The following is a 17,826-nucleotide window of genomic DNA, read 5'->3' as shown; positions in this document are numbered from 1 at the left end:
GTGGGGGGTGGGGGGGGGGGGTCGGGCCCCGGGGGCGGGCCCCCCCCGCCGAGGCTCCGCCGCCCGGCCGGCTCCCGGCCGGACACCGCGACCGCGCCACGCGCCCGGCGCGCACCACCCCACTCGTCACTCGTACGCCCTCGTCCTCACTCGTACGCACACACGCCCTGCACCTGCGCCCGCACCCACACACACGCACCCGTGCAGAAGCACCCACTCACTTACGCAGCACACAGACCGCTTGTACCGCCACCGTGGACATCCCATAGGGGGATCTCATGCCCGGAAAGTCACAGCAGCACCACCAGTCCCAGAAGGCACAGCAGCAACCCAGCTCACCCCCGGTCCCCCCGTCCCGGTCCGGCGGCGCGCAGAGCCCCGTCCTCCAGCTCCAGGAGCTCACCCGCGTCCACGGCAGCGGCGCCACCGAGGTGCACGCCCTGCGCGGGGTGAACCTCGATGTCTACCCCGGTGAACTCGTCGCCGTCATGGGCCCGTCGGGCTCCGGCAAGTCCACCCTGCTGACGATCGCGGGCGGTCTCGACCTCCCCACCTCCGGCCGGGTGTTCATCGAGGGGACCGACATCACCACCGCCGACCGCAAGAAGCTCGCGGCCCTGCGCCGCCGCAGCGTCGGCTATGTCTTCCAGGACTACAACCTCATCCCCGCCCTGACGGCCGCCGAGAACATCGCGCTCCCCCGCGAGCTGGACGGCGTCTCCGCGCGCAAGGCCCGCGTCGAGGCGCTCGCCGCCCTCGCGGAAATGAACCTCGAACAGCTCGCCGACCGCTTCCCCGACGAGATGTCCGGCGGCCAGCAGCAGCGCATCGCCCTCGGCCGCGCGCTCGTCGGCGACCGGCGCCTCGTCCTCGCGGACGAACCGACCGGCGCCCTCGACTCCGAGACCGGCGAAGCCGTGCTCGCCCTGCTCCGTGCCCGCTGCGACGCGGGCGCCGCCGGCATCCTGGTCACCCACGAGCCGCGCTTCGCCGCCTGGGCGGACCGGGTGGTCTTCCTGCGGGACGGCGCCGTCGTCGACCAGACCCTGCGCAGCGACGCGGACTCGCTCCTCTCCGGCCAGGCGGCCGAGCTGTGAAGACCTGGTACCACTCCTGGCGGGCCGCGCTCCGTATCGCCCGCCGCGACGCCGTGCGCAACAAGGGACGCAGCTTTCTCGTCCTGGCCATGATCGCGCTGCCCATCCTCGGCGTGGGCGCCATCGACCTGACCATACGCAGCTCGGAGCTCTCCCCCGCCGAGGCGATGGACCGGAGACTCGGCGACGCCGACGCCCGGTTCTCCGATCCCGAACTCGCCGGCCAGCCCCTCATGCAGGACCCCGCGGGCGAGGCCTACCAGCCGAAGGGGGATTTCGACGAGAATCCGTACCCCGACGGCCCCACCGACATCAAGAAGGCCATCCCGGCGGGCGCCGCCGTCCTGGCGGACTCCACGGGCTCCGGGAGGCTCCGCACCACGCACGGACTGCTGAACACCCAGATCCGTGAGCTGAAGGCCGCGGACCCGATGGCCCGGGGGATCATGCGCCTCGGTGAGGGCCGGTTCCCGGAGAAGAGCGGCGAGGTCGCGGCGACCACGCACTTCCTGGAGGCGAGCGGACTGCGGGTCGGTTCGAAGCTGACCGCCCGCGGGCTGGACGCCGAGTACCGGATCGTCGGCTCGTACGAGCTGCCGGACTCGCTGGACTCGGACGAGGTCAACGCGCTCCCCGGCGCGCTGCTCGCCCCCCTCGACAAAGCGCTGAAGGCCGCCGAGCTGCCCGGTACACAGCCCGACACCACGTATCTGGTCAAGCTGGCCGGCTCCGGTGGTTTCACGTGGAACATGGTCCAGGAGATCAACACCAAGGGTGTCCTGGTCGCCTCGCGCGCCGTGGCCCTGGATCCGCCGGCCCGCGCCGACATCCCGCTGTACCAGAAGAAGGGCTGGCTCGACTACGACGAGAGCACCGTCGCCCAGACCGCCGAGCTGGCCGCGGTCGGCACCGTCGTCGGACTCGCGATGCTGGAGATCTGTCTGCTGGCGGGCCCCGCCTTCGCGGTGGGGGCCCGGCGCTCGCGCCGCCAGCTCGGCCTGGTCGGGGCCAACGGCGGCGACCGGCACCACGTCAGGGCCATCGTTCTCGGCGGCGGTCTGGTGATCGGTGTCGCCGCGGCGGTCGTCGGTACGGTTCTCGCCATCGGCCTGACCTTCGCCCTGCAGCCCGTCCTTGAGGACTACATGGGCGCGCGATTCGGCAGCTTCGACATCCGGCCGCTGGAGCTGGGCGGTATCGCGCTGCTCGCCGTGCTGACCGGTCTGCTCGCCGCGATCGTCCCGGCCGTCACCGCCTCCCGGCAGACCGTCCTGGCCTCGCTCACCGGACGCCGCGGCGTCCGCAAGTCCAGCAGGGTGCTGCCGGTCGTGGGACTGATCGCGGTCGCGATCGGCGCCGCGATCGCGCTGTACGGGTCGCTGATGACCGATCAGTTCATCATCGTCGCGGGTGGCAGCGCCATCGCCGAACTGGGCGTGGTCGCGCTGACCCCGGCCCTGGTGGGGCTGTTCGGCCGGATCGGCCGCTGGCTGCCGCTCTCGCCGCGGCTGGCGCTGCGGGACTCCGTACGCAACCGGGGGCGCACGGCCCCCGCCGTGGCCGCCGTGCTGGCCGCCATCGCGGGCACCGTCGCCGTCTCCACGTACACCGCGAGCAACGACGCGCAGAACGAGGCCAGTTACGTGCCCAATCTGCCGCACGGCGCGGTCTCGGTCATGGTCACCGAGGGCGGCGGCCGGGACGTACCCGCCGTGCGCCAGGCGGTCCAGCAGAGCCTGCCCGTCGATGTCCGGGCCGAAGTGGAGCGCATCAACGTCGGCAAGCCCAGTTGCTCGATGTACAGCGCCGATGAGGGCTGCGGGCAGTTCGATGTCATCGTGCCCGAGGCCAACCAGTGCCCGCTGTGGGAGGCGGACGACGCGGAGACGGAGTTCACCACGGCCGAGCGCCGCAAGCTCGGCAAGGACTGGCGCTGCCGGCAGGACGACGTCTTCACCGAAGTCGAGCGTGGTGTGCTGGTCGGCGATGCCAATGTGCTGAAGGTCCTCGGCATCAAGGACCCGGCCGCCGAGAAGGCGCTCGCGGAGGGCAAGGTCGTCTCGTTCGACAAGCGGAACGTCAACAAGGACGGCAAGATCGACATCCGTCTGATCACCGACATCGAGGCCGCGGACAAGGCGATCGAGCAGGACAAGGAGCCGCCGGGCGAGATCAAGTCGTTCCCGGTGCACCAGACCCCCGAGGACACCACCGCGTACGGCCTGTCCATGCTCATGACCCCGGCCACCGCGAAGGCCGCGGGTGTCGGCACCGCCCCGCTCGGCGCGTACTACTCGACCACCTCCCTGCCGACCAGCGCCCAGCAGCAGAAGCTGGACGGTGAGATCAACAAGACCGGCTCCGAGGTCAGCCTCAGGATCGAACAGGGCTACGTCGGCGAGACCGACATCGTGCTGCTGGCACTGACCGTCTTCGCCGGTCTGGTCACCATCGGCGCCGCCGGTATCGCCACCGGGCTCGCCCAGGCCGATGCCGAGGCCGATCTGAAGACGCTCGCGGCCGTCGGCGCCCCGGCGCGGGTCCGCAGGACGCTCAGCGGCTTCCAGTGCGGGGTGGTGGCGGTGATGGGGGTCGTCCTCGGCTCCGCGGCCGGCGTGCTGCCCGCCATCGGGCTGCGCCTGACCGAGGAGCGCGCGCAGGACAAGTGGTATCAGGAGGCACTGGACCAGGGCGGCCAGATGGCCGAGCCGTACGTGCCCATCGTCGTCCCGTGGGGCACGCTCGGCGCCCTGCTGATCGCCGTCCCGCTGGGCGCGGCGGTCCTGGCGGCGCTGGTCACCCGCTCGCACCGCACGCTGGGCCGCAGGGCCGCGACGTAACGTACCCGCTCTGCACCGTGCCCCCGTACGAAAGACGGACCGTCGGAAAGCCGGATCGTCTTCGTACGGGGGCACGCCGCGTGATGACGCACTTGTGCGAGACAATGGGCGGCATGGAGATGCCGAGGAACGAACGGTCGCAGGAGAGCCCCCATGTCCTGGTGGTCGGACAGGACGGGATGGCGCTCGGCGGCGGCGGGGCCGACGCCGAGGCGCGTGAGATCCCGGTGACGGAGATGGTGGAACAGCCCGCGAAGGTCATGCGCATCGGCAGCATGATCAAGCAGCTTCTGGAGGAGGTGCGGGCGGCTCCCCTGGACGAGGCGAGCCGGGTACGCCTCAAGGAGATCCACGCCGGCTCCGTGAAGGAGCTGGAGGACGGGCTCGCCCCCGAACTGGTGGAGGAGCTGGAGCGGCTCTCGCTCCCCTTCACCGACGAGGCGATCCCCTCCGAGGCGGAGCTGCGCATCGCGCAGGCCCAGCTGGTGGGGTGGCTGGAAGGGCTCTTCCACGGGATCCAGACGGCGCTGTTCGCCCAGCAGATGGCGGCCAGGGCCCAGCTGGAATCGATGCGGCGCGCTCTGCCGCCCGGTTCCGTCCCGGAGGAAGAGGGCGAGCCGGGCCATGGCGCGATCCGCTCGGGCCCGTACCTGTAAAGCCCTCGGCGGCCGGCCGGGCGTAAAGCCTTCGCCAGCTGGCCGCGGCCTGTGGCGTGAGTGTGGTCCGGATGTGGACCGGCTGTGGTCCGGCGCGTGTGCCGTGCGCCGGACCACAGCCGCGTGCGCGCAAGGGCCCGGGGACTGCGGCGAGCCCTGAGGACCGGCGGGGACCGGGCGCCTCAGGAGGTGAGGAGCAGCACCTTTCCGATGTGCGTGCCGCTCTCCAGCGCACGGTGCGCGTCGGCGGCCTGCTCCATCGGGAACGTCCGGTCCACGATCGGCCGGACCTGTCCGGCCGCGATCAGCGGCCAGACGTGCTCCCGTACGGCCGCCACGATGGACGCCTTCTCCGCCAGGGGGCGGGCGCGCAGCGAGGTCGCGGTGACGGCGGCGCGCTTGCTCAGCAGGGCGCCGAGATTGAGTTCGCCCTTCGCGCCGCCCTGGAGACCGATCACCGCGAGCCGGCCGTTCACGGCCAGCGCCTTCACGTTCCGCTCCAGGTACTTCGCGCCGACGATGTCGAGGATGACGTCCGCTCCCGCGCCGTCCGTGGCCTTGCGGATCTCCTCGACGAAGTCCTGCTCGCGGTAGTCGATCAGGATGTCCGCCCCCAGCTCGGCGCAGCGCGCCAGCTTGTCGGGTCCGCCCGCCGTGACGGCGACCCGCGCGCCCACGGCCTTGGCGAGCTGGATCGCCATCGTGCCGATCCCACTGGCGCCGCCGTGCAGGAGGACCGTCTCGCCCGGTCGCAGATGGGAAATCATGAAGACGTTGGACCAGACCGTCGTGGTGACCTCGGGCAGCGCCGCGGCGGTGGCCAGGTCCAGCCCTTCCGGCACGGGCAGGAGCTGCCCCGACGGTACGGCGACCCGCTCGGCGTAGCCGCCGCCGGCCAGCAGCGCGCACACCTCGTCCCCGACGGCCCACCCCGCGACGCCGGGCCCCAGCGCCGTGATCCGGCCCGCGCACTCCAGGCCGGGGTAGGGGGAGGCGCCGGGCGGGGGATCGTAGAAGCCCTGGCGCTGCAACAGATCGGCGCGATTGACGGCGCTCGCCGCCACCTCGACGAGCACCTCGCCCTCACCGGGTACGGGATCGGGCACCTCGGCCCATACGAGCGCGTCGGGGCCACCGGGTTCCGGAATCGTGATCGCATGCATGGCCGCGAGGCTACTCCTGCGGGTCCCGCGGAGAGGCCGGGTCAGTCGCTCAGGCCGGACTCCGCGGGGCTCGTGGCCCGGACGATGGTGATCAGCCGGTCCGTGAGCTGGAGCGGGCTCGCGGCCGGGTCGTCGTACCCCAGGAGCCGGTGCCCGCGCAGCACGCTCACCACCAGGTCGTCCGTCTCCCGTACGCTCCGCCCCACCTCGGCCTTTATCACCGGGCGTTCTATGAGGTCGAGGCCGCTGCCCTGCTGGATCAGGTCCTCCATCACCGTGCCGGCGCTGGGGCTGAGCACGGAGAGCCCGAGCAGTCGGCCCGCCGCGCTCGCGCTGGTGATCACGGCGTCCGCGCCGGACTGCCGCAGCAGCGGCGCGTTCTCCTCCTCGCGCACCGCGGCGACGATCTTCGCGCCCCGGTTGAGCTGCCGGGCGGTGAGGGCCACCAGCACCGCCGTGTCGTCGCGCTGAGTGGCGATCACGATCTGGCGGGCGCGCTGGAGTTCGGCCCGCAGCAGCACATCGCTGCGGGTCGCGTCGCCGACGACGCCGACGAACCCCTCGGCGTTGGCCGCCTCGATCACCTTGTTCGACGGGTCGACGATGACGATCTGTTCCTTCTTCAGACCCGTGGCGCAGAGGGTCTGTATCGCCGAGCGCCCCTTGGTTCCGTAGCCGACGATGACGGTGTGGTCGCGCAAGTTGGACCTCCAGCGGTTCAGCCGCCACTCCTCCCGGGTGCGCTCCGTGAGGACCTCAAGAGTGGTTCCGACCAGAATGATGAGAAAGAGGACCCGCAGCGGGGTCACGAGCAGGACATTCACCAGCCGCGCGCTGTCGCTGTACGGGACGATGTCGCCGTACCCCGTGGTGGAGAGCGTGACGGTCGCGTAGTAGACGGCGTCGAGGAAGTCGACGGAGTCGTCCGCGTTGTCGTGGTAGCCCTCCTTGTCGATGTAGACGATGAAGACCGTCAGCGCGAGGACGAACAGCGCCATCAGCAGCCGTCGGCTGACCTGGAGCAGCGGCCGTACGGCCGTACGGCGCGGCAGCTTCACCCGTGCGGCGACCACATGCTCGTCCGCGCGCCTGGCCATCGCATCCTGGCCGGGAAGTTTCACGTGAAACACCCTCCGTCGACCGATGCCGTGGCGTTCCACGGCAGGTCGAGCACTTCCAGATCGTCGCCCGGCCGCGCGCCACCGGGCTTCACCACCGCGAGCCCGTCCGCGGCGGCGATACCGCGCAGCATGGCCGGTCCGTTGAATCGCAACGGTACGAGCCCCTCGTCCCGGTGGACGAAGGGGACGAGCCTGGTGTCGGACGGATGTCCGTGCACCGCGTCTCTCACCGGTACGTGGTACGGCGTCCGGCTCGCCCGTCCCGCCAGCGCGCACAGCACGGGCTCGGCGAGCGTCAGCAGCCCGGAGACCGCGGCGAGCGGGTTGCCCGGCAGCCCGATGAACAGCTTCTCGGGGGCCCGCCGGGCCAGCACCATGGGGTGGCCGGGGCGTACGGCCACCCCGTCCACCAGCAGTTCGGCGCCCGTCTGCCGCAGCACCGTATGGACATGGTCGACCGGTCCCGCCGCCGTGCCGCCCGTGGTGACGACGAGATCCGCCGTGGACTCGGAGACGGCGCGGCGCAGGGCCTCGGCGTCGTCGCCGAGCCGGCGGGTGGCGATGACCTCGGCGCCGAGGGCGCGGAGCCAGGGCGCGATCAGCGGGCCGAGGGCATCGCGGATCAGTCCGTCGCGGGGGAGACCTTCGGCGAGCAGCTCGTCGCCGAGGACCAGCACCTCGACGCGGGGGCGCGGGACGGTGGGCAGCTCGTCGTATCCGGCCGCCGCCGCGAGCCCCAGCACGGCGGGGGTGATGACGAACCCGGCCGGCAGCAGGCGCTCGCCGGAACGGCACTCCTGGCCGCGCGGCCGGATGTCCTGGCCCTGGGTCACCGGGCGCTGGGCATGGAGCTGTCCGGCACCGTCGGTACGGGCGTGTTCCCTGCGGATCACGGCGGTCGCGTCAGGGGGGATACGGGCGCCGGTGGCGATCCGTACGGCCGAACCGTCGGGGAGGCGCGCCGTCGTGGCGTGCCCGGCGAGCAGGCCGGCGCCGCGGTCGCCCGCGACGGCGTCGGCACGGTCGTTGTCGCCGGCGCTGCCGCCGCTCCGCACGGACCAGGGGCCCGGCCCGGCGACCGCCCAGCCGTCCATGGCGGAGGTGTCGAACGAGGGCAGGTCGGTGAGTGCGGTCAGCGGCTCGGCGAGCGCGAGCCCCAGGGCCTGGTCGAGGGGGGCCCGGCGGGAGCGGGCCGGCGGATCCCCGGCCCGTGCCGGACGCCCGGAGCGGGCCGCGAGCGCGCGGGCGTCGGGCCACGCGACGGCGCGGTGCCGCCCGGACGCGGCGCCGCCACCGGCGTGGGCACCGCCCGCGCCGACCGGCCCCCGGCCGACCAGCGCCAGCACGTCGTCGATCCCATCGATCCCGTCGACCTCCCGGTCATGGGCGGTCATCCGGCGTCGGCTCCCTCGGACCCGGTCCCCGGCTCCGCCTCGGCCGCCCAGCGCAGGGCCAGTGCCTCGGCCTTGCGGGCCGCTTCCGCGACGGCTTCGGGACCGTCTCCCCCGGCCCGGCCCGCCGCGTAGCCGACCAGGAAGGTCGTCAGCGGGGCGGCGGGCCGGGCGACGCCGTGCGCGGCGTCGCGGGCGAGGTCGAGGAGGACGGAGATGTCGACGTCCAGCTCGATGCCGAGTTCGTCCTTGACTGCGGTGATCCATTCGTCCAGCACGGTCCCATGCTCCCTGATCCTGGCCCGGGCCGTGGAGATGTCCTCCCAGGTGTCACAGTCGAAGGAGTCGAGGGGCCCCGCGTCGACCCGGGCGAGTTCGAGTTCCTGCGCGAGCAGCCGCAGCGGCAGCCCGGCGAGGCTGCCGTACTCGGTACGGAGCAGGGCGATCTCGCGGCGCAGCGGTTCGGCGCGGTACGCCGCGACCAGCGGCTGGTCCCGGCCGTCGGCGTCGGTGAGCAGGGCCCCCTCCGCGCCGCTCGTGGTGAGCGCCCCGACCAGCCGGCGCACCGTGGGCCGGGAGAGGAACGGCAGATCCGCGGAGAGGACGAGCACCGTCTCCGTATCGGGGCGGACGCCGCGGACCCCGGCGTCGAGCGCGGCGAGCGGTCCGCCGCCCGGCGGCTCCTCGCGGGCCCAGCGCACCGGCCGTGCCGTCGGCCGCCGGCCGCCCACGACCACGGTGTCGGCGGCCCCGTCGCAGGCGGCGAGCACCCGGTCGAGCAGCGCCCGGCCGCCGACCCGTACACCGGGTTTGTCGACCCCGCCGAGCCGTCTGGCGGCGCCTCCGGCGAGCACGATGGCGTCATACGCGGTCATGGCTGCATTATGTGCCGTGATCGCCGGTACGGAGCACGCGAGGGTGCCCGTTCTTCGAACTCGCCCTCCTCACAAGGCGCGCAGCAGCACCGCCGGCTGCTCGACGCAGTCCGCCACGTAGCGCAGGAAGCCGCCCGCCGTACCGCCGTCGCAGACCCGGTGGTCGAAGGTGAGCGAGAGCTGGACGACCTGACGCACCGCCAGCTCCCCTTGGTGGACCCAGGGTTTGGCCGCGATCCGCCCGATGCCGAGCATCGCCGCCTCGGGGTGGTTGATGATCGGGGTGGAGCCGTCGACCCCGAACACCCCGTAGTTGTTGAGGGTGAAGGTGCCGCCGGTCAGATCCCGCGGCGTCAGCGCGCCGGACCGGCCCGCCTCCGTGAGCCGGGCGAACTCGGCGCTCAGTGACTCCGCGGAGCGGGTGTGCGCGTCCCGTACGACGGGGACGACCAGCCCGCGGTCGGTCTGTGCGGCGAAGCCGAGATGCACCTCGGGCAGCAGCATGATCTCCCGGGCCGCCGTGTCCACGGTGGAGTTCAGCTCGGGGTGGCGGGCGAGGGCCGCCGTGCAGATCCTGGCGAACAGCGCGATCAGCGAGACCTTGGGCCCGTCCGCCGCGTTCATCGCCGCCCGGGCGGCCAGCAGCTCCGTGGCGTCCGCGTCGACCCAGCAGGTGGCGTCCGGGATCTCGTGCCGGCTGCGGGTGAGCTTCTCCGCGACCGCGCCCCGTACGCCCCGCAGCGGCACCCGCGTCGCCCCGGACCGCGCCGTGGAAACCTGCGTTCCGGCGGTCGTGGCCGGCCCACCGGGCCGGGCCCCCGCGGGCCGGTCCGGCGCGAGGTGCCGCGGCGCCGCCGGAAAGGCCGTGCCCACCGTGGAGGCGGTGGCCGCCGTGGGAGTGGTGGCCGCGGTGGTCCCCTGGGCCTGCGCCGCGGGAACGCCTTCCCGTATCGCCCGCTCGACGTCGCACCGCAGGATCAGTCCGTCCCGGCCCGAGCCCGTGAGCGTCCGCAGATCGAGGCCGTGCTCACGGGCGAGCCTGCGCACCAGGGGTGAGACCACGGCGACCGGCCCGGGTACCGGCCCGGGTGCGCCCGCCGCCCCGCCGTCCGGGACGGCGGACGGAGCCGTACGGGCCCCGTTGACGGGCGGCCGGACCCGGCGCCTGCGGGCCACCGGTGCGCCCGTGCCGTACCCGACGAGCACATTCCCCGACGCGCCCTCCCGGGACGGTGCGGGGTCCTGCGCCGGCGTGCGCGTAGGCGCGGAATCGGCCACCGGAGCCGGAGCGGCGGGAGCGGGCGTGGACGCACCGGCCGGGGCCGAGGCACCCACCGCGACGGTCAGCAGCGGCGCCCCGACGGGCAGCTCCGTGCCCTCCTCGCCGTAGCGCGCCGTCACCACACCGCCGTAGGGGCAGGGCACCTCGACCATCGCCTTGGCCGTCTCGACCTCGACGACCGGCTGATCGACGGCGACAACATCCCCCACCGACACCAGCCAGCGGACGATCTCCGCCTCGGTCAGCCCTTCACCGAGGTCAGGCAGTTTGAATTCCAGCACCTGCGCCATCAGCTCTCCGTCTCCCACTGGAGCCGCGCAACCGCGTCCAGCACCCGGTCCACTCCCGGAAGATGGTGCCTCTCCAGCATGGGCGGCGGATAGGGAATGTCGAATCCGGCCACCCGCAGCACCGGCGCCTCCAGGTGGTGGAAGCAGCGCTCGGTGACCCGCGCGGCGATCTCCCCGCCCGGCCCGCCGAAGCCCGTGGACTCGTGGACGACGACCGCCCGGCCCGTACGGCGCACGGATTCCGCCACCGTCCCGTCGTCGAACGGCACCAGCGAGCGCAGGTCGACGACCTCCAGGTCCCAGCCCTCGGCACGGGCCGCTTCCGCCGCCTCAAGACAGACCGGAACCGAGGGGCCGTACGTGAGCAACGTGGCGCTGGAGCCCCGGCGCCGGACGACGGCCCGCCCGATCGGCGCGACCTCGGCCGGCGCCTCCGGCAACCACGCGGCCTTCGACCAGTAGAGCCGCTTCGGCTCCAGGAAGACCACCGGGTCGTCGGAGGCGATGGCCGCCCGCAGCAGCCCGTACGCGTCCTCGACCGTCGCGGGTGTGACGACATGGAGGCCGGGCGTGGCCATGTAGTACGCCTCGGAGGAGTCGCTGTGGTGCTCGACCCCGCCGATCCCGCCGCCGTACGGCACCCGCACCGTGATCGGCAGCGGCAGCGCGCCGCGCGTGCGGTTGCGCATCCGCGCCACATGGCTGACGAGCTGCTCGAACGACGGATAGGCGAAGGCGTCGAACTGCATCTCCACCACCGGCCGCAGCCCGTACATCGCCATCCCGACGGCCGTCCCCAGGATGCCCGCCTCGGCGAGCGGCGTGTCCGTGCAGCGCTCGTCCCCGAACTCGGCCGCGAGCCCGTCGGTGATCCGGAAGACCCCGCCGAGCGTGCCCACGTCCTCCCCGAGGACATGGACCGAGGGATCCTCGGCCATCGCGTCGCGCAGCGCGCGCTGGAGCGCCAGCGCCATCGTGGCGGGCTTCGCCGCGACGGCCGCCTTCTCGGTGAGCGTGTCGGTCATCGCGGATCACCGGACCCTTCGGAGCCCCCGGCCGGCTCGGCGGCGGCCGCCAGCTCGGCGCGGAGCTGGTCCTCCTGCTCGCGCAGTTGCGGCGTCCGCTCCGCGTAGACGTGCGCGAACAGATCCATGGGGTCCAGCACCGGATCCGCGTTCATCCGGTCGCGCAGCCGCGCCGCCATCGCCTCGGCGGAGGCGGCAACTTCCCTGACGCCGTCCTCGTCGAGCACCCCGCGCCCCGTCAGCTCGCGCTCCAGGAGCCGCACCGGGTCGTGTGCGCGCCAGGTCTCCACCTCCTCCCGCCCGCGGTAGCGCGTCGCGTCGTCCGCGTTCGTATGGGCGTCGATGCGGTACGTCACCGCCTCGACCAGCGTGGGGCCGTCGCCGCGCCGGGCGCGCGCCAGCGCCTCCCCGAGCACCGCGTGCACCGCGACCGCGTCGTTCCCGTCGACCAGCCGCCCCGGCATGCCGTACCCGACGGCCTTGTGGGCCAGGGAGGGCGCGGCGGACTGCTTGGCGAGCGGTACGGAGATCGCGAAGCCGTTGTTCTGGACGAGGAAGACGACCGGAGCGCGCCATACGGCGGCGAAGTTCAGCGCTTCGTGGAAGTCCCCCTCGCTGGTGCCGCCGTCGCCGACCAGGGCGAGCGCGACGACGTCGTCCCCCCGGAGCCGGGCCGCGTGGGCCAGCCCGACGGCGTGCGGAAGCTGGGTGGCGAGCGGCGTGGAGAGCGGGGCGATCCGGTGTTCGTGCGGGTCGTAGCCGGTGTGCCAGTCGCCGCGCAGCAGCGTCAGGGCCTGGACGGGGTCGAGCCCGCGCGCCACGGCGGCGAGGGTGTCGCGGTAGCTGGGGAAGAGCCAGTCCTGCTCGCGCAGGGCGAGGGCGGCGGCGACCTGGCACGCCTCCTGGCCGGTGCTCGACGGATAGACGGCGAGCCTGCCCTGCTTGGTCAGGGCCGTGGCCTGCGCGTTGTACCTGCGGCCGCGGACCAGCTCGGCGTAGAGCCGCAGCAGCAGCGCGGGGTCGGCCCCCGCCGCGGCGTCCGTCCCCAGCACGCGGTACGGCTCGGGGTCGGGGAGCAGCGGTGCGGGGTCGGTCCGCGGCTGCCAGGCCGGTGGCGGGGCGGGTGGACGGGCCGCGGCGGCGGGCAGTTCCTGGACCGGCGTGCTGCTCTTCTTCACGCGTGCACCTCCTCGTCGGGGCGAACGGGCTCGTCGGGCGAGCGGGCGGACGCCGGATCGCGGCGCCTCCTCCCTACCGATTGTTCGGTCGTCAGGCCATTTTGGCTACACACGCCTCCAGCCTGTGGACAAACGGTTCTCCACAGCCTGGGATGGACGCAGGCCGTCCATCGCGGGCAGTCCGGGAGACAGGGGAGCTGAACAAATGGCCGACGGCACGGCACGGGCCGCCGAGCAGGAGCAGCCACCGCGTCCGCTGGACGCCATCGACCGGGACATCCTGCGCATCCTCCAGACGGACGGCCGTGCCTCGATACGGTCGGTCGCCGAGCGTGTCCATGTCTCGCGGGCCAACGCGTACGCGCGGATCAACCGGCTGATCGACGACGGGGTGATCCGTGGTTTCAGCGCCAGGGTCGACCATGAACGGGCCGGTCAGGGGGCTTCCGCGTACCTCACGCTGAAGATCGTGCAGAACTCCTGGCGCACGGTGCGCGAGCAGCTCCAGGAGCTGCCGGGAGCCACCCACATCGCGCTGGTCAGCGGCGACTTCGACGTGCTGCTGCTGGTGCACACCCCGGACAACCGGACGCTGCGCGAGCTGGTCCTGACCAGGCTCCAGGCGATTCCCGAGGTGCTCTCGACGCGCACGCTGCTGGTGTTCGAGGAGACGGACCTGGACCCGGGCGGGGGCGGTGTGCCGCCCCTGTAGGCGGCAGGCGGTGCCCGCGGCCTGCAGGAGGCCCGCGGCCCGTCAGGAGAGGGCGCGGCCCGTCAGGAGGCCCGCGGCCCCGTCAGGAAGTGCGCAGGCCGTCGAAGGCCAGCCGTACGACCGCGTCCGCGACCTGGTCGCGTCCGTAGCCGCCGGCCGCGTGCGGTCGGTACCACTCGACCAGGGAGTTGACCATGCCGAAGAGCAGCCGGGTCGCGAGCTTGGTGTCCAGATCGGCCCGCAGGTCCCCCTCCGCGGCGGCGGCCTTGAGCAGACCGGCGACCCGCTGGTCGAACTCCCGGCGCCGCTCCATGGCCCAGCGCTCGGTCTGCGTATTGCCCCTGACCCGCAGGAGCAGCGTCACGTAGGGCAGCTCGGCCATCAGCACCTCGACCGTGCGCCGGACGACGTGCTCGACCCGGTCGACGGCCCGGCCGTGCGTCGCGCCGTCCTCGTCGAGAACGCCGAAGAGGCCGTCCAGGGCGCGGCTGACGGCCCGGCGCAGCAGTTCCTCCTTGCCGACGACATGGTGGTATATGGAGGACTTGGAGATCCCCGCGGCCTTGGACAGATGCTCCATGGAGGTGCCGTCGTAGCCGCGTTCGTTGAAGACCCGGACCGCCACGGCCAGCAGGGTCTCCGGAGTGTAGGTGTCGCGCTTGGCGGTGGTCATGAACGCCCCTGCTTCGCTTCGGTGTCGGCACGGCGGGTCAGTGCCGGGGACGGGGCGTAGCGGCCGCCGGGATACGCCCCGTCCAAGGTCGACAGGAAGGACCGGGCCCACTCCGAGGTGAGCCGGTCGCACCACTCGCCGGGTCCGCCAGGGTAGTTCACGCCGAGTTTCATGGCGGTGTCGATGTCCCCCGCACCGGCCACCCCACGGGCGGCGGCGTCGCAGGCGAAGTCGATCAGCAGCGCGACGGTGCGGCCGACGATCATGCCGGGGACGTCGTCGACGACGCTGACCCGCTTGCCTAGCCGCTGGAAGAGGCCGATGGCCGCCCGCAGGTCCGCGGGGTCGACGTCGTCCCCGGGCGCGAGGGCGACGCGCGTACAGGAGCGGTAGTCCAGCGCGAGGTCGAAGTGGATGGTCGGACCGAAGGGGTCGCCGGTGGCGCTCGTTCCGCCGGTGAGGCGCAGCGACGTGCCGCCGGGCAGCGCGAGGAACCCCTCGGAGACGTGCGGGGTGCGGTCGCGGGTGACCTTGATGCCCGCTTCCTCGATCATCTCCCGCAGGACGGCGGCGGGCCCGAGGCGGGCGTGGAGGCCGACCGTCTCCGGGGCCTCGCAGGGCTCTTCCGTACGCGGTACGGGGGCGGCGGCGCCCTCACCGTACGGGAACCACCCCCGGCCCGTCTTGCGGCCGAGCCGGCCCGACTCCACCAGCCTGCGCTGGGCGAGCGACGGCGTGAACTTCGGGTCGTGGAAGAAGGATTCCCACACGGAGCGGGTGACGGCCTCGTTGACGTCCTGGCCGATGAGATCGGTCAGCTCGAAGGGGCCCATGCGGAAGCCGCCGCACTCGCGCAGGACCGCGTCGATGGTGGCGGGGTCGGCGGCCCTCTCCTCGTACACCCGCAGCGCCTCGGCGTAGAAGGGGCGCGCGACGCGATTGACGACGAAGCCCGGCGTGTCGGCGCAGCGCACCGGGGTCTTCCCCCAGGCCAGCACGGTCTCGTACGCGCGTGTCACGGCGTCCGGGTCGCTCGCGTGACCGCTGACGACCTCCACCAGGGGCAGCAGGGGGGCCGGGTTGAAGAAGTGCGTCCCGACCAGGCGTCCCGGCAGCCGCACGGCGCCCGCGACGGCCGTGACGGAGAGGGAGGAGGTGTTGGTGGCGAGCAGGCAGTCCTCGGCGACGACGTCCTCCAGCGCCGCGAAGAGCTCGCGCTTGACGGACAGCTCCTCCAGGACCGCCTCGATCACGAGCGCGGCGTCGGACAACTCGGCGAGGTCCGCGGCCGGGAACAGCCGGGCGGTCGCGGCGTCACGGGCCGACGCGTCGAGCCGGCCCTTGGCGACCAGCCGGTCCAGGCGTCCGGCGATGGTGGCGGCGGCCCGTACGGCCCGGCCCGGCACGGCGTCGTGGAGCCGCACGGGGTGGCCGGCGACCAGCGCCACCTGGGCTATGCCCTGGCCCATCGTGCCGCTGCCGACGACCGCGACGACGCGGCCGGGCCCGATTGCTGTCATGGCCGCGATCCTCCTGTTGTCGGTGGGCGCACGGCGGCGGGTGACCGTGCTCCGGGGGCGGTGGTCCGCCGCCCGCCGACCGGCGTCGCTTTTCCACAGGATCGCCCGGATCCCCTTGTCCCGACCGATCGTTCGGTTACTCTAACCCTGTCCGCCCGTACTTGTCCCCCCGCTCCGCCTGCCTGACTCGATGAGGAGTTGGTCCACGATGGCCGCCCAGCTCAGCCCCCAGCAGCTCGCCGAGAAGCACCGGCCCACGCTCGACCGGGCCCTTGAGACGGTCGGGTCCCGCGGTTACTGGTCCCCGCATCCCGAGCACCCCAAGGCGTACGGCGACACCGCCCCCGCCGACGGGCTCGCCGCCTTCCAGGCGCTGCGCGGTACCCGCTTCGAGCTGGACCAGCCGGGCACGGACGGCTGGACCGGCGGCGAGGTCTCGCCGTACGGGCCACCCCTGGAGATCGAGTATCCGCACGCGGACCCGGACGTCCTGCTGCCCGCCCTGCGCGCGGGCATGGGCGCCTGGCGCGAGGCCGGGCCCGAGACCCGCGCCCTGGTCTGTCTGGAGATCCTGGCGCGGATCGGTGCGCGGACCCACGAGTTCGCGCACGCGGTGATGCACACGAGCGGCCAGGCGTTCACGATGGCGTTCCAGGCGGGCGGCCCGCACGCCCAGGACCGCGGCCTGGAGGCGGTGGCGTACGCGTACCAGGAGCAGACGCGTACGCCCGCCTCGGCCGGCTGGTCCAAGCCGCAGGGCAAGCGCGACCCGCTGGAGCTGCGGAAGTCCTTCACCGCCGTGCCGCGCGGGGTCGCGCTGCTGATCGGCTGCAACACCTTCCCCACGTGGAACGGCTATCCGGGGCTGTTCGCCTCCCTCGCCACCGGCAATCCGGTCCTGGTCAAGCCGCATCCGCGCGCCGTGCTGCCGCTCGCGCTGACGGTACGGGTGGCCCGTGAGGTGCTCGCCGAGGCGGGCTTCGACCCGAATCTGGTGGCGCTGGCGGTGGAGCGGCCCGGCGAGGGCATCGCCAAGACCCTGGCCGTCCGCCCGGAGGTCCGGATCATCGACTACACGGGGTCGACGGCCTTCGGTGACTGGCTGGAGACCCACGCGCGCCAGGCGCAGGTGTACACGGAGAAGGCGGGCGTCAACACGGTCGTCGTGGACTCCACGGACGACTACAAGGGGATGCTCTCCAACCTCGCCTTCTCGCTGTCGCTGTACAGCGGCCAGATGTGCACCACACCGCAGAATCTGCTGATCCCCCGCGACGGCATCACCACGGACGCGGGCGAGAAGTCGTACGACGAGGTGGTGGCCGATCTGGCGGCCTCGGTGGCCGGGCTGCTGGGCGACGACGCCCGAGCCAACGCGCTGCTGGGCGCGCTGGTCAACCCCGGGGTGAAGGCCCGGCTGGAGAGCGCCGACGGGCTCGGGGACATCGCGCTGGCCTCGCGGGAGATTGCCCACCCGGACTTCCCGGACGCCGTGGTCCGTACACCCGCGATCGTGAAGGCCGACGGCGCCCGCAAGGTCTGGGAGAAGGCGTGGCAGGGCGGCGAGGAGGTGCCGTACCTGACGGAGTGCTTCGGGCCCGTGTCCTTCGCGGTCGCCATGGACTCGACGGAGGACGCGCTGGAGCTGCTGCGGCGCACGGTGCGCCATCAGGGCGCGATGACGGTCGGCGCGTACACGACGTCGCCGGAGACGGAGCGCGCGGTCGAGGAGGTGTGCCTGGACGAGTCCGCGCAGCTCTCGCTCAACCTGACGGGCGGGGTGTACGTGAACCAGACGGCGGCGTTCTCGGACTTCCACGGCTCGGGCGGCAACCCGGCGGCGAACGCGGCGCTGTGCGATGCGGCGTTCGTGGCGAACCGCTTCCGGACGGTGGAGGTCCGCCGCCCGGCCTGAGGTCGCCCGGCCTGAAGTCGCGGCCTGAGGTCGCGCGTCCGGGGCCCGGCCGGATCGGGGGCATCCCCGGCCGGGATACGGGGCCGGA

General features: G+C 73.2%; 14 protein-coding genes. 5 read left to right on the top strand and 9 right to left on the bottom strand.

Annotated features, from left to right (window positions below; genetic code table 11):
• The first annotated feature begins 278 nt into the window (after positions 1-278).
• The 3 genes from ACFXKG_RS06130 (at position 279) to ACFXKG_RS06120 (ending at position 4,593) form a co-directional block, all read left to right on the top strand.
• A complete protein-coding gene (locus ACFXKG_RS06130; RefSeq protein WP_384833113.1) occupies positions 279-1,097 on the top strand; it encodes an ABC transporter ATP-binding protein in 819 nt (272 codons plus the stop codon).
• Positions 1,094-3,937 carry an ABC transporter permease gene (locus ACFXKG_RS06125; protein ID WP_384833110.1) on the top strand — a complete coding sequence of 948 codons (2,844 nt, stop codon included), beginning with the start codon at positions 1,094-1,096 and terminating at the stop codon, positions 3,935-3,937. The genes ACFXKG_RS06130 and ACFXKG_RS06125 overlap by 4 nt, the downstream gene beginning before the upstream one ends.
• Positions 3,938-4,050: 113 nt before the next feature.
• On the top strand, positions 4,051-4,593 hold the full coding sequence (locus ACFXKG_RS06120) for a bacterial proteasome activator family protein (RefSeq protein WP_365807639.1): 543 nt from the start codon (positions 4,051-4,053) through the stop codon (positions 4,591-4,593).
• Between the two features lie 182 nt (positions 4,594-4,775).
• Here ACFXKG_RS06120 and ACFXKG_RS06115 read toward each other — a convergent pair whose 3' ends face one another.
• The 7 genes from ACFXKG_RS06115 to pdhA form a co-directional block, all read right to left on the bottom strand.
• Entirely contained in the window at positions 4,776-5,756 is a 981-nt protein-coding gene (locus ACFXKG_RS06115; protein ID WP_384833107.1) for an NAD(P)H-quinone oxidoreductase, read from the bottom strand.
• Between the two features lie 41 nt (positions 5,757-5,797).
• Positions 5,798-6,853 carry a potassium channel family protein gene (locus tag ACFXKG_RS06110; protein ID WP_384833104.1) on the bottom strand — a complete coding sequence of 352 codons (1,056 nt, stop codon included), beginning with the start codon at positions 6,851-6,853 and terminating at the stop codon, positions 5,798-5,800.
• A gap of 20 nt (positions 6,854-6,873) precedes the next feature.
• A complete protein-coding gene (locus ACFXKG_RS06105) occupies positions 6,874-8,271 on the bottom strand; it encodes a molybdopterin molybdotransferase MoeA (protein ID WP_384833101.1) in 1,398 nt (465 codons plus the stop codon).
• Positions 8,268-9,143: an NTP transferase domain-containing protein gene (locus ACFXKG_RS06100; protein ID WP_384833098.1), complete on the bottom strand. Its 876-nt coding sequence runs from the start codon at positions 9,141-9,143 to the stop codon at positions 8,268-8,270. The genes ACFXKG_RS06105 and ACFXKG_RS06100 overlap by 4 nt, the downstream gene beginning before the upstream one ends.
• A gap of 69 nt (positions 9,144-9,212) precedes the next feature.
• Entirely contained in the window at positions 9,213-10,715 is a 1,503-nt protein-coding gene (locus tag ACFXKG_RS06095) for a dihydrolipoamide acetyltransferase family protein (protein ID WP_384833094.1), read from the bottom strand.
• Entirely contained in the window at positions 10,715-11,740 is a 1,026-nt protein-coding gene (locus ACFXKG_RS06090; protein WP_384833091.1) for an alpha-ketoacid dehydrogenase subunit beta, read from the bottom strand. Before ACFXKG_RS06090 ends, ACFXKG_RS06095 begins: the two co-directional genes overlap by 1 nt.
• Positions 11,737-12,918, bottom strand: coding sequence for a pyruvate dehydrogenase (acetyl-transferring) E1 component subunit alpha (gene pdhA / locus ACFXKG_RS06085; protein WP_384833088.1), 1,182 nt, complete (start codon positions 12,916-12,918; stop codon positions 11,737-11,739). Before pdhA ends, ACFXKG_RS06090 begins: the two co-directional genes overlap by 4 nt.
• 205 nt (positions 12,919-13,123) lie before the next feature.
• Here pdhA and ACFXKG_RS06080 point away from each other — a divergent pair, with 205 nt between their 5' ends.
• On the top strand, positions 13,124-13,630 hold the full coding sequence (locus ACFXKG_RS06080; RefSeq protein ID WP_384833085.1) for an Lrp/AsnC family transcriptional regulator: 507 nt from the start codon (positions 13,124-13,126) through the stop codon (positions 13,628-13,630).
• A gap of 82 nt (positions 13,631-13,712) precedes the next feature.
• Here the strand turns inward: ACFXKG_RS06080 and ACFXKG_RS06075 are convergent, their stop codons facing one another.
• Together ACFXKG_RS06075 and ACFXKG_RS06070 are read right to left on the bottom strand one after the other, a co-directional pair.
• Positions 13,713-14,303: a TetR/AcrR family transcriptional regulator gene (locus ACFXKG_RS06075; protein WP_365807626.1), complete on the bottom strand. Its 591-nt coding sequence runs from the start codon at positions 14,301-14,303 to the stop codon at positions 13,713-13,715.
• Positions 14,300-15,823, bottom strand: a complete 1,524-nt coding sequence (locus tag ACFXKG_RS06070) for a 3-hydroxyacyl-CoA dehydrogenase (RefSeq protein ID WP_384833080.1) — start codon at positions 15,821-15,823, stop codon at positions 14,300-14,302. The genes ACFXKG_RS06075 and ACFXKG_RS06070 overlap by 4 nt, the downstream gene beginning before the upstream one ends.
• A gap of 208 nt (positions 15,824-16,031) precedes the next feature.
• Here ACFXKG_RS06070 and paaN point away from each other — a divergent pair, with 208 nt between their 5' ends.
• Entirely contained in the window at positions 16,032-17,738 is a 1,707-nt protein-coding gene (gene paaN, locus ACFXKG_RS06065; protein WP_384833077.1) for a phenylacetic acid degradation protein PaaN, read from the top strand.
• Positions 17,739-17,826: the final 88 nt, after the last annotated feature.

It is taken from the genome of Streptomyces sp. NPDC059255, assembly GCF_042752355.1.
GTDB lineage: Bacteria > Actinomycetota > Actinomycetes > Streptomycetales > Streptomycetaceae > Streptomyces.
This window is presented reverse-complemented; position numbering and strand designations above follow the sequence as displayed.

Coding starts and splice junctions, on each gene's coding strand:
- ACFXKG_RS06105 (WP_384833101.1), bottom strand. CDS start 8,271: ATGACCGCCCATGACCGGGAGGTCGACGGGATCGATGGGATCGACGAC.
- ACFXKG_RS06100 (WP_384833098.1), bottom strand. CDS start 9,143: ATGACCGCGTATGACGCCATCGTGCTCGCCGGAGGCGCCGCCAGACGG.
- ACFXKG_RS06075 (WP_365807626.1), bottom strand. CDS start 14,303: ATGACCACCGCCAAGCGCGACACCTACACTCCGGAGACCCTGCTGGCC.
- ACFXKG_RS06115 (WP_384833107.1), bottom strand. CDS start 5,756: ATGCATGCGATCACGATTCCGGAACCCGGTGGCCCCGACGCGCTCGTA.
- paaN (WP_384833077.1), top strand. CDS start 16,032: ATGGCCGCCCAGCTCAGCCCCCAGCAGCTCGCCGAGAAGCACCGGCCC.
- ACFXKG_RS06130 (WP_384833113.1), top strand. CDS start 279: ATGCCCGGAAAGTCACAGCAGCACCACCAGTCCCAGAAGGCACAGCAG.
- ACFXKG_RS06095 (WP_384833094.1), bottom strand. CDS start 10,715: ATGGCGCAGGTGCTGGAATTCAAACTGCCTGACCTCGGTGAAGGGCTG.
- ACFXKG_RS06120 (WP_365807639.1), top strand. CDS start 4,051: ATGGAGATGCCGAGGAACGAACGGTCGCAGGAGAGCCCCCATGTCCTG.
- ACFXKG_RS06080 (WP_384833085.1), top strand. CDS start 13,124: ATGGCCGACGGCACGGCACGGGCCGCCGAGCAGGAGCAGCCACCGCGT.
- ACFXKG_RS06070 (WP_384833080.1), bottom strand. CDS start 15,823: ATGACAGCAATCGGGCCCGGCCGCGTCGTCGCGGTCGTCGGCAGCGGC.
- ACFXKG_RS06110 (WP_384833104.1), bottom strand. CDS start 6,853: ATGGCCAGGCGCGCGGACGAGCATGTGGTCGCCGCACGGGTGAAGCTG.
- ACFXKG_RS06090 (WP_384833091.1), bottom strand. CDS start 11,740: ATGACCGACACGCTCACCGAGAAGGCGGCCGTCGCGGCGAAGCCCGCC.